We start from the raw sequence: 12,633 nt of genomic DNA on the forward strand, positions 1-12,633 counted from the left end.
CTCAATGCTAATTTTTGCCCACCGCGGCGCTAGCGGTTATGAAGTAGAAAACACCTTAGCAGCAATGGAAAAAGCATTACAACTAAATGTGCAAGCCATTGAATTAGACGTATATAACGTTGAAGGTGAGCTTTATGTTTTTCATGATAGACGCCTTGAAAACAAAACTTCCGGCAAAGGTTTAGTTCATCTAAGTCGCAAAGAGACCATCAATAAAGCCAAGATAAAGCAACATTCAATTCCGACATTTTGGCAAGTGATGAGCCTGATAAATGGTCGATGTATCGTCAATATCGAGCTTAAAGGCTATCACACCGCTATGCCAGTAATTGAAATGTACCCTTCACTTATTAGCCAGTTAAACTTTACTCAAGCGCAATTACTCATTTCATCGTTCAATCAACCGTACTTAGCGCAAGTAAAACAACATCTTCCAGAGGCAAGAGTCGCCCCAATTCTCTCTGGTGTCCCGCTCAATTATGCGGAATCCGTTACACAGTTAGGCGCCTACTCCATTCATGTGGATATTCATTTTGTTACTCATGAAATGGTGAAAGATGCACATCAACGAGGGGCTAAAATATACGTATACACGGTTGATGTCCCTGAAGACATCCAGGCATTAAAAGCCTTAGGCGTTGATGGTATTTTCAGCAACTTCCCCGATAAAGCCGCTGATGCACTTTTGAGTCAAAATGCTAATGAAGATCATCAACATTGGTTTGGATAAGTTAGCGTATGGGTTATGAGTGCTTATTTAATATTTAGGGTTTAGGGATTAGTATTTAGAGTTAAGGCTCACACTTGCCTATTTCGCTGCGCCCAAGCACCAATAGCGAAAAAGATACCTATGACCAGTAACAGCATCCATTGCGAAGGCATGCTACGGAGTTGGCCTGCGAGCCAAGGACTAATACTAACAATAACCAAACCGTAGCCAAAAGCATTGATCATAACAAATGCACTCGTGCGAACAAAAAAGCCACTGCCGACTAACGATTTTCGTAATATACGATTGATGTCGGTCGCAAAGATAACAATCGCACACGCCACAAGTGCAGTGGCAATTTCACTCATCCAAGGGTGAAGCATTGCACCAATTTTAGCTAGAAATGCTATGATTTGATTCATTAAACAACCTCAATTTATGTCAATAAAAACGTACTGGGAAACCATATGGCACACAAACTTCTACTGCTAACTCAAGACAATGATAAATACCGTCAACTGCTGTCGCATTGCCAATTACCTGAGTTAACCATTCTAGGAGATGATCCAAGCAGTATTTGTGAAGCCGATATCTGGTTTGCTGAGCCTCAACTGGCAGCCCCACTGCTCAATTTAGGTTCTGAACTCAAGTGGATGCAATCGACTTTTGCTGGAGTTGATAAACTCACTGGCTCAAGGCAACGCCGCGATTATGCTCTCACGAACATTAAAGGTATTTTCGGACCGCTAATGAGCGAGTATTTATTTGGCTACCTATTAGCTCATCAGCGTGAACATGCAAAATATAAACAACAACAGCAACAACAACAATGGGCTCCAGGTAATTTCCGAACCTTACAGGGTCAACATTTACTGTTATTAGGCACTGGCTCCATTGCGCAGCATATTGCACAAACAGCCAAACATTTTGGAATGACAGTAACAGGCCTAAGTAAAAGTGCCGTCAGTAAACCCTATTTTGATCATATTGATACTATCGAGCAGCTTGCAACTTATTTACCCAAGGCACAAGCTATAGCGAGCATCTTACCTAGCACGCTAGATACAGAGAATTTATTAAATGCCGACATGCTAGCCCTGCTACCTCCAGAATCTGTGCTCTTTAACTTAGGAAGGGGTAATGTGCTTGACCTTGATGCTCTTGCAAAACAGCTCAAACAACAACCCAAACAACATGCGGTACTTGATGTCTTTAATCAAGAACCATTAAGCAGTGAGCACCCCATTTGGCAATGTCCTAATGCCATAATCACCCCACATATCGCTGCGCCAAGTTTCCCTGAGCAAGTGGTCGAGGTCTTCGCTGATAACTATCGTTTGTGGCGACAACAGCACCCGCTAAAACATCAAGTCGACTTTATAAAAGGTTATTAGTTAATGCTGATACTTTCAGCTTCAAAGCCTTGTTTGTGACCACATAATGAGACCGAATATTCACCTAAAGTGCTAAACCTACTTTTTGTAAGTTCCCACTTTGAGTTGCTTAACGGTTTACTACAGTTTGCATACGGCACCTTAAACTATTTCACAACTCGCGTTATCACTGAGTTTGTGAGCTATTTAACAGTTTGTAATAACCATTACTTTTACTCCTCAAACTTATTTAGTTAAAAAAGTTATTAGCAATGAGAACTGTTTTCATTTACAATTGCGTTATAGTTAATTAAGCGAAAAACCTTTTGCAATAAAGCAAAAGACACGCAATCAGAATAAATGAAGAGGCTTTATGTACGTTTGTCTTTGTCACGGCATTACTGATACCCAAATTAGAGAAGCAGTCAGCAAGCATGGCGACAGCTCTTTAGCTGACGTTAAAAAGCGCTTAGGTGTGGCTGATCAATGTGGTAAATGTTCGCGTATGGCAACTAACATCATTAAAGCTCAAGTGGATGTTGAACCAAACTTCTACGAAGTTGCATAAGGTCTAACCCTACCTTATTCCAGCAGATTTCATATCAATCAAATTCATAAAAAAATGCAGCCTAATGGCTGCATTTTTTTATCTCGAGAAAGTCGCTCAATGATTCTCTATCATTGAGCTTATAGTCTTACTCAGTCGTTTCAACTTCTGTTTCAGTTGCTTGGTTACCTAACTCGATTTGCACACTATCAACGCGTTGAAGACCTCTAGGTAATTTAGCGCCTCGACGGCCTCCTTCACCGCGGTAATGCTCAAGATCAGATGGTTTCAAGGTCAACTTACGTTTACCAGCCCACAAGGTCACTGAGGCATCTTCAGGGATAATATCTAAATGGATGAGTAACTCTTCACGGCTCTTCGCACGATCCGTCGGAATACCTATAATTTTATTACCTTTACCTTTCGATAATTGCGGTAAAGCATCCACATCAAATATCAGCATTCTGCCTTCATTGGTAATTGCAATAATAGACTGTGTTACGCCTTTATTAACAAGTTTAGGCATTAACGATTGCGCATTTGCTGGGAGACTTAACAAAGCTTTACCGGCTTTATTTCGGCTTACCATGTCTGCATACGAACCAATAAAGCCATAACCGGCATCACTAGCTAATAAATAACATTGCGAGTCAGTACCAAGTAGTACATGACGCATAACTGCACCTGGCGATAAATTAAATCGAGTGGTAATTGGCTCACCCTGACTTCTCGCAGAAGGTAAAGTATGAGTATCTGTAGCAAAAGCCCGCCCAGTCGAATCAATGAATACGCTCGGTTGGTTACTCTTACCGCTCGCACTGCATAAGAATGCATCACCTGATTTGTAATTGAGTGCTTCACCGTCGACATCGTGACCTTTAGCGCAACGCACCCAGCCTTTTTCAGATAACACAACAGTCACAGACTCAGCAGGCGTCAATTCTTGCTCTGTTAATGCTTTAGATTCTATACGCTCAATGATAGGTGAACGTCTATCATCACCAAACGTTTCACCGTCTTGAATCAGTTCTTTTTTAACTAATGTTTTTAAACGTCGCTCAGATCCTAAAATTAACTCTAGTTTGTCACGCTCAGCAGCCAACTCTTCTTGTTCAGCTTTAATTTTAAATTCTTCAAGCTTAGCTAGATGGCGAAGTTTTAAATCTAAAATGGCTTCAGCTTGCTTTTCTGATAACGCAAAGCGAGACATTAACTCCGCTTTGGGTTCATCATGAAAACGAATAATCTCGATGACTTCATCGATATTCAAAAACGCAATCATTAATGCATCAAGAATATGTAGTCGAGCGAGTACTTTATCGAGCCTGAATTGCAAGCGACGAGTGACTGTCGAAATACGATAGGTTAACCACTCAGTTAATAGCTCTTTTAAGCCTTTCACTTTTGGACGGCCATCAAGACCCAGTACATTCAAGTTAACTCGGAAGCTTTTCTCAAGATCGGTAGTAGCAAATAAATGCGCCATCAACTGATCACAATCAACTCGATTTGAGCGAGGAACAATCACTAACCTTACCGGGTTTTCATGATCTGATTCATCTCGTAAATCCGCAACCATAGGCAGCTTTTTAGCCTGCATTTGATTCGCAATTTGTTCTAGAATCTTACCACTGCCAGCTTGATGAGGTAGTGCACTGATAACGATTTCACCGTTATCATTATCGTATACTGCGCGCATTTTAATAGAGCCACGACCGGTTTCATAGATTTTGGCAATATCTTTACTTGGTGTGATGATTTCTGCATAGGTTGGGTAATCAGGTCCCGGAACAAACTCCATTAAGCGCGCTAAATCAGCCTTAGGATTTTCCAGTAACTCCACACAAGCCGAAACTAACTCTCTGGCATTATGTGGCGGAATATCGGTTGCCATACCTACTGCAATACCCGTGATACCGTTTAATAAGATATGAGGTAAACGAGCGGGTAGTGACTTAGGCTCTTTCATTGTGCCATCAAAGTTAACACCCCAATCAACCGTACCTTGACCTAACTCTGATAATAGCACTTCCGAAAACTTTGACAGTTTTGCTTCGGTATAACGCATTGCAGCAAATGATTTAGGATCGTCCGGTGCACCCCAGTTTCCTTGACCGTCAACTAACGGATAGCGATAGGAGAATGGTTGTGCCATTAACACCATTGCTTCATAACATGCACTATCACCATGTGGGTGATATTTACCTAACACATCGCCGACTGTACGGGCTGATTTCTTATGTTTAGATTGAGCGGATAATCCTAACTCGCTCATGGCATAGATAATACGACGTTGAACCGGTTTTAAACCATCGCCAATATGCGGCAAAGCGCGATCCATGATCACGTACATTGAATAGTTTAAATAAGCCTCTTCAGTAAAGCGGCGCAGAGGCATTTGCTCTACACCATCGAGGCTTAATTCAATCGCATCACTCATTATTTCGTATCCTGTGATTGTTCTGTCGCTTTATAAAATAAGCGATAAATATTGCCCTTTAAGTCATCAGAGATGAACATTGCACCATCAGGCGCATTAATCAGGTCATAAGGTCTAGCGACGGGAAATTCTCCGTCTAAAAAGCTTACCACTCTTTCACGCTTAATAACTTGGTCGTCATCAAGAGTTAGCATCACAACCTGATAGCCAATCTTACTTGAGCGATTCCAAGAGCCATTTTCGGCAACAAAAAGTTGGTTATGGTAACGCTCAGGAAATAACTTGCCTGAATAAAAAAGTAAGCTGGTTGGCTTAACATGTGCTGGGAGTTCAAACTCTGGCGTTGTTACGTTTAAGTTATCAGGCTTTTTAAAGGCAGGTTCAGCGACATCGGTTCCATGTACATAAGGAAAGCCAAAGTGGCTACCTTTAACATCGATGCGGTTAATCTCATCGGCCGGCATATTGTCGCCCATCCAATTTCGGCCTTGATCAGCAAACCATAATTGTTTGGTACTCGGTGCCCAATCAAAACCGATAACTCGACGTAAGCCAGAAGCAACTTGTTCTGTATCGCCAGAATCAAGGTCGATGGCAAGCATACTGCCAAAAGGAGCTGGCGCTTCACAGACGTTACACGGAGAGCCGATTGAGATGTAAAGGCGACCGTCAGGACCAAATTTCATACCACGAGCATGTTTACGCTCTACACTCGGTAGACCCGAGTACACTTCCTTAGGGCGTCCAGGTCGGCGCAATCGATTCTCAATATCTGGGTATCGAAGGATGCGATCTTCATCGGCAACATACAAATCGCCCTGATGAAAAGCAATGGCTTCAGGATACTCTAACCCTTTACCGATTAAATATCGCTTATTCACCTGACCGTCATTATCTGAATCGACCAAGGCATAGATAGTGCCACTCTTTTTAGAGCCAACAAATAACGTGCCTTGGCTGCCAATTGCCATCTGTTTAGCGTCTCCTAAATCAGAAGCATATAAAGTGAGTCCAAATCCTTTGGTAACAGTAATCATCATAGGATCGGCAGCAAAAGCTTTTGCTGCAGCAAATTGAGCCAATGCGAACACTGATATCATTTTCAGCGCATTTGACACCAACTTTGTATCCATTTTAATTATTATTTTCGACATTATATTTATTCTTTTGCCCTATTTTAGCGCCGCATCAATTAGCTAACATAATCCTTGTTGGCTTATAGCTCTGCTAAGTCACCCTTCGACTCTAACCAAACTTTACGGTCTGGCGAACGTTTCTTAGCAAGTAACATATCCATTAATGCCATGGTGTCTTCACTATCATCAATTGTGAGTTGCACAAGACGGCGAGTATTCGGATCCATTGTTGTTTCTCTTAATTGCAACGGATTCATTTCACCCAGACCTTTAAAGCGAGTCACTTGGACTTTGCCTTTTTTCTTTTCTGCAACAATTCTGTCTAATATACCGTTTTTTTCGTCTTCATCTAAGGCATAAAAGACTTCTTTGCCTAAATCGATACGGAATAATGGCGGCATAGCAATATAAACATGACCTTTCTCAACAAGAACTCGGTAATGCTTCATAAATAACGCACACAACAAAGTCGCAATGTGAAGTCCATCAGAATCCGCATCCGCAAGAATACAAATCTTACCGTAACGTAACTCAGAAATATCCTCACTGTCAGGATCACAGCCAATTGCAACTGATATATCATGTACTTCTTGTGACGCTAATACTTGCGAAGCATCTACTTCCCAGGTATTTAAGATCTTACCTCGTAGCGGCATGATAGCTTGAAACTCTCTGTCTCGAGCCTGTTTTGCACTACCGCCTGCCGAATCACCCTCCACTAGGAATAACTCACCACGCATTGGGTCTTGGCCACTACAGTCGGTCAACTTACCCGGCAACGCTGGGCCTGAAGTGACTTTTTTACGAGCGACTTTTTTGGCTGCTTTTAAGCGGCGCTGGGCATTGCTAATACACAACTCAGCGAGTAACTCAGCTTGCTCAGTATTCGAGTTCAACCATAATGCAAACGCATCACGAACAATCCCAGAAACAAATGCCGAGCTTTGACGGCTCGATAGTTTCTCTTTTGTTTGCCCTGAAAATTGTGGGTCTTGCATCTTTATCGATAAAATAAAAGACGCTTTATCCCAAATGTCTTCAGGAGATAATTTAAGCCCACGCGGGACAAGGTTCCTGAATTCACAGAATTCACGCATTGATTCTAATAAACCTTGTCTAAAGCCATTTACATGGGTACCACCTAAAGGTGTAGGAATAAGGTTAACATAGCTTTCATAAATGCTATCTCCGCCTTCTGGTAACCAAGTAATGGCCCATTCAGCAGCTTCAATTTTGCCTGTGAAGCTGCCAATAAATGGCTCTTGCGGTAAAAGAACCGAATCTTTAACCGCTTCTTTCAAATAATCGGTTAATCCACTCTCATAAAACCACTCATTCACTTCACCATTTTGCTTGTTAGTGAATTTAATTCTTAAGCCTGGGCAAAGTACTGCCTTTGCACGTAATTGATATAAGAGTTTGGTAATAGAGAAATTGCCAGAGTCAAAATAGCTAGCATCTGGCCAGAAATGAACACGGGTCCCCGTATTACGGCGACCACAAGTGCCTGTGACAGTGAGGTCTTCAACTTTTTCTCCGTTCTCAAATGCCATTTCATAAACTTGAGCATCACGTCTAACACTGATTTCAACTCGGGTTGATAAGGCGTTGACAACAGAAATACCAACACCATGCAAACCACCCGAAAATTGATAGTTTTTATTAGAAAACTTACCACCGGCATGAAGCTTCGTTAGAATCAACTCGACACCTGGGATCCCTTCTTCTGGGTGAATATCGACAGGCATACCACGACCATCATCGGTCACCTCTAATGAGTTGTCAGTATGCAAAATCACATCAATTTTAGAAGCATGACCCGCTAAAGCCTCGTCGACACTGTTATCAATGACCTCTTGGCCTAAATGGTTTGGTCGGGTGGTATCAGTGTACATACCTGGACGGCGTTTTACTGGGTCGAGTCCATTAAGAACCTCGATTGCATCAGAAGTGTATTGATTGGTCATAGTCCACACATTTGGTCAATTATCAGCCCAACATATGGGGCTAATATAAAAACTGTTTAAGAAATTTTTAAAAAGTCACAAATCTTATCTAGCTGATTTTTATAGCCAATAAAACTGTGGTCACCGCCTGGCTCTAAATGAAGCTCGCAACAGTGATATTTCGTTAATGCTTGACGATAATCTAACACTTCATCGCCAGTTTGCAAAAATACTAGAAAACGGTCGGGATGTTTAATGACTTCGGTATTGAATTCAGCCACATCATTTTTATGCTCAGGCAGCACTTGATAGTGCTCATCAGTATAAGGGTTATATTGCGGTCCAAGAAACTCATCGAATAACTCAAATGGAGTGACAGCAGGATTAATCAGCACTGCTTTACCACCATATTTTTCAGCTAAATAACTCGCAAAATAGCCGCCCAATGAGGACCCAATAAAACACAAAGACTCTCCTTCGTTTATTGCTTGTTCAACAATACCACATAACAAGGCCATCGCGGCTTTTGGCGATGAAGGAAGTTGAGGTTGAATAAATGATAAATCTGGAAAACAGCGCTGTATATAGTGTGCCGTCTCGATTGCTTTGTCAGACTGAGGAGAACTATTAAATCCATGTATATAGAGAAGCATATTTCCTCTCGCTGTGATTAACCTGAAAATGCAATAGCATTCGCTTATACATCAGGTTACAACATGAATCGTTAACGTTTAATAACCGCTAGCATCATTGTCTGGTGAGAATTTTTCGCCCGCTACCCGATGTACTTGAGTCTGAATGCTACCATTGCTAGCAAGCTCCAGCAAACGATAGCCAGGTTGAAGGCCATCTAAAGCGAAGTAAGAGGATTTCGGTTTAAATTGTATACAGGTTGAGGGGGTGACCATTAATTGCATTGGGCCAAATTCGCCTTGATACTCTGTATCAATAGACTGGTGTACGTGTCCCCATAGGAGCCCTTTAACTTGGGGGTACTTGGCCATTCTTTCCAAAAACTGCTCACCGTTCGCCATACAGTGTTGATCAAGCCAACTGCAATTAACCAAAATGGGATTATGATGCATCACAAGTAATACATGCTTATTAGGCTCTGCTTTTATAGCAGCATCAATGAGTTCAAATTCTTGTTCAGCAAGATAACCACCAGGCTTACCACGCACAGTAGAGTCCAACATTAATATTTGCCAGTTTCCAGCCAACACTCGTTGCTGGCCAAATAAATGCGGCCCTTGCATATGCAAGCTCATTAAGCGTGGATCATCATGATTGCCGGGTAAATAATGGCAAGGGATATTGAGCGCAGCGATGTCTCTAGAAAAGTGTTGGTAAGACTGTGGAGAGTAATCTTGGCTAATATCGCCAGTGGCTAACACTAAATCAGCAGAATATTGAGAGGCCAAATATGTGTCTAGTACTGCTTGGAAACTGGCAGCCGTACTCACCCCTAACAACTTTGCTTCAGGATCTGCAAATAAGTGCGGGTCAGTAACTTGAATAAGTCGCACGACATCCGTTTCTGCAATTGAATAAGACACTGGCTGTTTAAGCACTAATTAATCCCAACATAAATTAATTCAATGTATTAGAGTACTGATAGACTGATATCTTTAGGACGACACCCAATCTTCAATAACTCCTCCAGAAATGCATTAACTTGATACTTCTCATCCGTTTGATGCATATGTACATTTGGATAATCATACACTGCTTTCAGTCGATAAATCTGTTGACTAGTTAACACTTCTGCTAATTGAGCATCATGATAGACTCGCACACAAGCTTTAGGTGTGGTAAGGAAATCACTGTTGGGCAAATGGCGTGAAATTTCAATTAATTGAGTATACTTAGTGTTTTCAAGTAATGTGACGTGGAGTTGTCCAAACTGCCCAGCAATAATCCAAGGAGTATTTAAAGCGGCATCTTCAGGAAGCCACTTTAGAATTAAGGCATAGTTGCGCCCGCACAGTGCCAAAAACGCACTGACATTAGGCTGATACTTCTCTTTTTCACTCACTTGGCTCACTGGGTTCTCTCTTTCAATATCAATAGCTATTTCGCAATAGTTAAGGTAAATCTGTTTTGCAGGACCTTAGGCAGTTAAATTTTATCTATATTGAGTGCTAACCACTGCAAACCAATCACAGTAGACGCATTATCAATTCGACCTGAGTTAACCATTTCCATAGCGACATCAACATCAACAACATGTACTTTTATGTCTTCATGTTCATAGTCTAAACCATGAATGCCTTTAGCTTTAGAAGCATCAACTTTAGCCCAATAAAAATGAAAACGCTCAGATGAACCACCCGGAGTCGCTAAGTAACTGTTTACAAGATTGACTTCGGAAGCTGTTAAACCGGTTTCTTCTAATAACTCACGCTCAGCCACTTCACTTGGTACTTCACCGGCAGCAATCATACCTGCCACGAGTTCAAGAAGCCAAACAGAATTAGTTGTTGCTAATGCAGGAAGGCGTATTTGTTCAATTAATACGACTTGTCGTCTCATAGGATCATACGGTAACACGACAACGGCATGCCCACGCTCAAAAACCTCTCGGGTGACCTCTTCACTCCAACCACCAGCAAATAACTTATGCTTAAATCGATACTCATCCAGTTGAAAGAAACCTTTATATAAGGTCTTTGTTGAAATTATTTCAACATCAGTAGATGCGTTAAACTGTTCTATTATCTCAGTATCTTTCATATTTTTTCTTACAGTTTGTAAGCCCTTTGAAATATTTTATCGAGTATATTAGCCAATGTTGATTTTTGATATTTGCTAAAGTCATTATTGGTATTGCGATGGTAGTTTCCTATACTATAAGCAGCAGGAAATAGATAAAATTCACCATAAAAAATACCAATAGCTGAGTATTGTATTTAACCATGTAAGGTGAAAAAAGTCTGTTACAACTTGAAAGTTGATATTTAGCTTAAAGATGATAGTCTTTTTATCATATACACTAGATACATAGCGGGATTGCACAAAGTTTTAAGTGGATCACAAACACACAAAGCGATCTTGCTCACATAGTCAATCTGTGCACAACAAAGTTAATATTTCCTCCAGGTTAGGAGGCCATGTCTAAAAGGGCAGCAAATGAAATTTAAAATACGTTCTTTATACGCAGCGCTAACATTAGCGGTTGCTGCACCTGCAGCTAATGCCGATGATTTGCTCCAAATTTATCAGCAAGCGCTAACAAGCGATACAATTGTATTGCAAGCACAATCTCAACGTGATGCATTATACGAAACGATTGAAGAAAACCGTGCTCCTTTATTACCTACCATCAGTGCTAACGTAGGTTACTCTAAAGCATGGAATGATTCAGAAGGTTCGCCTACCGAAAAGCCTGAAGGTTTTACTGGTGGTTTAAGCCTTAACCAAGTCATTTACGATCACAGTGCATGGGTTGGCTTAGACCTTGCTGAAATGGCTGCATCGCAAGCTGATTCAGCTTACGCATCGGCATTACAATCATTAATTATTCGTGTAACGACTGCTTATTTTGATGTATTAACCGCAAAAGATAACTATGAATTCCAAGGCGCAGAAAAACGCGCGATTGAGCGTCAGCTTGAGCAAACTAAACAACGTTTTGCTGTAGGCCTTACCGCAATTACTGATGTGCATGAAGCGCAAGCTCAATACGATTTAGCTTCAGCAACTGAAATTCTTGCAGAAAACACATTAGCCAACAGCTATGAAGCATTACGTGAAATCACAGGTATTGATCATAAATCGATTAATACCCTTGATACCAACCGATTCTCTGCTGGTGCACCAAGCCCAACCACCTCTTCAGAGTGGTTAACCATGGCTGAAACCAATAGTATTGATTTGATGACTCAACGTATTGGCCGTGATATCGCGAGCAAAACTATCGAGCTATATAAAGCAGGCCATATGCCATCGCTTAATTTAGGTGCGGGTTACACTAAAGGTTTTGAGCAAAGCCCTGGTGCCGATTACGATAATGCCAACATTGCAGTGACATTAAGTGTACCGATTTTTGAAGGCTTTAAAGTATCTTCACAAGTTAAACAAGCGCAGTACCAATACGTTGAAGCTAGTGAGAAGCTAGAGCAAGTTCATCGTGGTGTTGTAAAAGATGTGCGCAATAACTTTAACAACGTTGGTGCATCAATCAGTTCAATCCGTGCTTACGAGCAATCAGTGATTTCTTCTGAAAGTGCATTAAAAGCAACTCAAGCTGGTTTTGAAGTAGGTACACGTACCATTGTTGACGTACTCAACCGTACACGTGATTTATATGATTCAAAACGTCAGTTATCTGATGCGCGATACGGTTACATCAATTCAATCTTAGCACTTAAACAAGCAGCTGGTACCTTGAGTGAAGATGACATCATTGCTATCAATAATGGCTTAATCGCACAATAATCTATGTTGTGATGATTAAATGCTAAGCATAAAAAAACCGCCAAT

At 41.2% G+C, this 12,633-nt stretch carries 12 protein-coding genes; 4 read left to right on the forward strand and 8 right to left on the reverse strand.

Going from position 1 to position 12,633, the window contains the following annotated elements:
* Positions 1 to 4 precede the first annotated feature (4 nt).
* The gene (locus SJ2017_RS18160; protein WP_080916815.1) at positions 5 to 730 is read left to right on the forward strand and encodes a glycerophosphodiester phosphodiesterase; all 726 of its coding nucleotides are present in this window, start codon (positions 5 to 7) and stop codon (positions 728 to 730) included.
* A gap of 68 nt (positions 731 to 798) precedes the next feature.
* On the opposite strand, the gene SJ2017_RS18165 is transcribed toward SJ2017_RS18160, so the two are convergent.
* Entirely contained in the window at positions 799 to 1,131 is a 333-nt protein-coding gene (locus tag SJ2017_RS18165; protein WP_080916817.1) for a DUF3392 domain-containing protein, read from the reverse strand.
* 45 nt (positions 1,132 to 1,176) lie between these two features.
* Here SJ2017_RS18165 and SJ2017_RS18170 point away from each other — a divergent pair, with 45 nt between their 5' ends.
* Both SJ2017_RS18170 and SJ2017_RS18175 read left to right on the forward strand, forming a co-directional pair.
* On the forward strand, positions 1,177 to 2,103 hold the full coding sequence (locus SJ2017_RS18170; protein ID WP_080916819.1) for a D-2-hydroxyacid dehydrogenase: 927 nt from the start codon (positions 1,177 to 1,179) through the stop codon (positions 2,101 to 2,103).
* 352 nt (positions 2,104 to 2,455) lie between these two features.
* Complete coding sequence (locus SJ2017_RS18175; protein WP_055023428.1) at positions 2,456 to 2,650, forward strand: bacterioferritin-associated ferredoxin; 195 nt, start codon at positions 2,456 to 2,458, stop codon at positions 2,648 to 2,650.
* A gap of 127 nt (positions 2,651 to 2,777) precedes the next feature.
* On the opposite strand, the gene parC is transcribed toward SJ2017_RS18175, so the two are convergent.
* The 7 genes from parC to nudF form a co-directional block, all read right to left on the reverse strand.
* Positions 2,778 to 5,069 carry a DNA topoisomerase IV subunit A gene (gene parC, locus SJ2017_RS18180; RefSeq protein ID WP_080916821.1) on the reverse strand — a complete coding sequence of 764 codons (2,292 nt, stop codon included), beginning with the start codon at positions 5,067 to 5,069 and terminating at the stop codon, positions 2,778 to 2,780.
* Positions 5,069 to 6,169 (reverse strand): PQQ-dependent sugar dehydrogenase, encoded by a 1,101-nt coding sequence (locus tag SJ2017_RS18185; protein WP_055023611.1) that lies wholly within the window; start codon positions 6,167 to 6,169, stop codon positions 5,069 to 5,071. Before SJ2017_RS18185 ends, parC begins: the two co-directional genes overlap by 1 nt.
* Positions 6,170 to 6,285: 116 nt before the next feature.
* Positions 6,286 to 8,172, reverse strand: coding sequence for a DNA topoisomerase IV subunit B (parE, locus tag SJ2017_RS18190; RefSeq protein ID WP_080916824.1), 1,887 nt, complete (start codon positions 8,170 to 8,172; stop codon positions 6,286 to 6,288).
* Between the two features lie 56 nt (positions 8,173 to 8,228).
* Positions 8,229 to 8,804 (reverse strand): YqiA/YcfP family alpha/beta fold hydrolase, encoded by a 576-nt coding sequence (locus tag SJ2017_RS18195; protein WP_055023431.1) that lies wholly within the window; start codon positions 8,802 to 8,804, stop codon positions 8,229 to 8,231.
* Positions 8,805 to 8,882: 78 nt separating this feature from the next.
* Positions 8,883 to 9,722: a 3',5'-cyclic-AMP phosphodiesterase gene (gene cpdA, locus SJ2017_RS18200; protein WP_080916826.1), complete on the reverse strand. Its 840-nt coding sequence runs from the start codon at positions 9,720 to 9,722 to the stop codon at positions 8,883 to 8,885.
* 32 nt (positions 9,723 to 9,754) lie between these two features.
* Positions 9,755 to 10,195, reverse strand: coding sequence for a DUF1249 domain-containing protein (locus tag SJ2017_RS18205; RefSeq protein WP_055023433.1), 441 nt, complete (start codon positions 10,193 to 10,195; stop codon positions 9,755 to 9,757).
* 74 nt (positions 10,196 to 10,269) lie between these two features.
* Entirely contained in the window at positions 10,270 to 10,884 is a 615-nt protein-coding gene (nudF, locus tag SJ2017_RS18210) for an ADP-ribose diphosphatase (RefSeq protein WP_080916828.1), read from the reverse strand.
* Between the two features lie 396 nt (positions 10,885 to 11,280).
* Here nudF and tolC point away from each other — a divergent pair, with 396 nt between their 5' ends.
* Entirely contained in the window at positions 11,281 to 12,588 is a 1,308-nt protein-coding gene (tolC, locus tag SJ2017_RS18215) for an outer membrane channel protein TolC (RefSeq protein WP_055023435.1), read from the forward strand.
* Positions 12,589 to 12,633 lie beyond the last annotated feature (45 nt).

This window comes from Shewanella japonica, assembly GCF_002075795.1.
Classification (GTDB): domain Bacteria; phylum Pseudomonadota; class Gammaproteobacteria; order Enterobacterales; family Shewanellaceae; genus Shewanella; species Shewanella japonica.

Bases quoted from the DNA above. Each gene is read 5' to 3' on its own strand.
- SJ2017_RS18160 (WP_080916815.1), top strand. From the start codon at position 5: ATGCTAATTTTTGCCCACCGCGGCGCTAGCGGTTATGAAGTAGAAAAC.
- SJ2017_RS18165 (WP_080916817.1), bottom strand. From the start codon at position 1,131: ATGAATCAAATCATAGCATTTCTAGCTAAAATTGGTGCAATGCTTCAC.
- SJ2017_RS18170 (WP_080916819.1), top strand. From the start codon at position 1,177: ATGGCACACAAACTTCTACTGCTAACTCAAGACAATGATAAATACCGT.
- SJ2017_RS18175 (WP_055023428.1), top strand. From the start codon at position 2,456: ATGTACGTTTGTCTTTGTCACGGCATTACTGATACCCAAATTAGAGAA.
- parC (WP_080916821.1), bottom strand. From the start codon at position 5,069: ATGAGTGATGCGATTGAATTAAGCCTCGATGGTGTAGAGCAAATGCCT.
- SJ2017_RS18185 (WP_055023611.1), bottom strand. From the start codon at position 6,169: ATGATATCAGTGTTCGCATTGGCTCAATTTGCTGCAGCAAAAGCTTTT.
- parE (WP_080916824.1), bottom strand. From the start codon at position 8,172: ATGACCAATCAATACACTTCTGATGCAATCGAGGTTCTTAATGGACTC.
- SJ2017_RS18195 (WP_055023431.1), bottom strand. From the start codon at position 8,804: ATGCTTCTCTATATACATGGATTTAATAGTTCTCCTCAGTCTGACAAA.
- nudF (WP_080916828.1), bottom strand. From the start codon at position 10,884: ATGAAAGATACTGAGATAATAGAACAGTTTAACGCATCTACTGATGTT.
- tolC (WP_055023435.1), top strand. From the start codon at position 11,281: ATGAAATTTAAAATACGTTCTTTATACGCAGCGCTAACATTAGCGGTT.